The following is a 740-nucleotide window of genomic DNA, read 5'->3' on the forward strand; positions in this document are numbered from 1 at the left end:
AGGACGGAGATGTCGAAGGAGATGGAGGTGACGGCGAGCCACGTGCCGGGAGAGGTGCCCAGGCGGTCATCCATGGCCGCGAAGAAGTTGGCGGCGGTGCGGTGAGGCACCATGACGCCCTTGGGCCGGCCGGTGGAGCCCGACGTGTAGATGACGTACGCCAGATTGGCCGCGTCCGCGTTGCCAGGAGTCCGCGCTTCCTCGTCGCCCGTCTCATCGAGAAGGAGGACCTGCGCCTCCGAGGAAGGCAGTGAGTCGAGGAGGCGTCGCGACGTGAGGATGAACGGAGCGCGAGAGTCCTGGAGCATCCAGGAGATGCGGTCTGAGGGGTAATCAGGGTCGAGGGGAAGGTAGGCGCCGCCCGCGTGGAGGATGGCGAGCATGGCGGCGACCATGTCGGCGGAGCGGTGGACGAAGAGACCGACGGGGGCGTCCGGGCGGAGGCCGAGGGACTGGAGTCGGTGGGAGAGACGAAGGACGCGCTGGAGGAGGTGGCGGTAGGAGAGGGAGACGTCACCGAAGGACAGCGCGGTGGCGTCGGGGGTGAGCGCGGCCTGTGCCTCGAACTGGAGGTGGAGGCAGGAGGAGTCGAACTGGCGCGAGGACGCGTTGAAGGAGCGAAGGACCTGCTCGCGCTCCTCTCCCGTCACCAGGGAGAGCGTCCCCAGGCGTGCGTCGGGACTGGAGATGAGGGCCTGGAGCGCGACGCTCCAGTGGCGCAGGAGGCGCTCGGGGGTGGA

General features: G+C 68.9%; 1 protein-coding gene. It reads right to left on the reverse strand.

The window, feature by feature from the left end:
- Positions 1-740, reverse strand: a 740-nt coding sequence (locus FJV41_RS49455) for an AMP-binding protein (protein WP_141649542.1), incomplete at both ends; no start/stop codon positions are given.

Source organism: Myxococcus llanfairpwllgwyngyllgogerychwyrndrobwllllantysiliogogogochensis (genome assembly GCF_006636215.1).
GTDB lineage: Bacteria > Myxococcota > Myxococcia > Myxococcales > Myxococcaceae > Myxococcus > Myxococcus llanfairpwllgwyngyllgogerychwyrndrobwllllantysiliogogogochensis.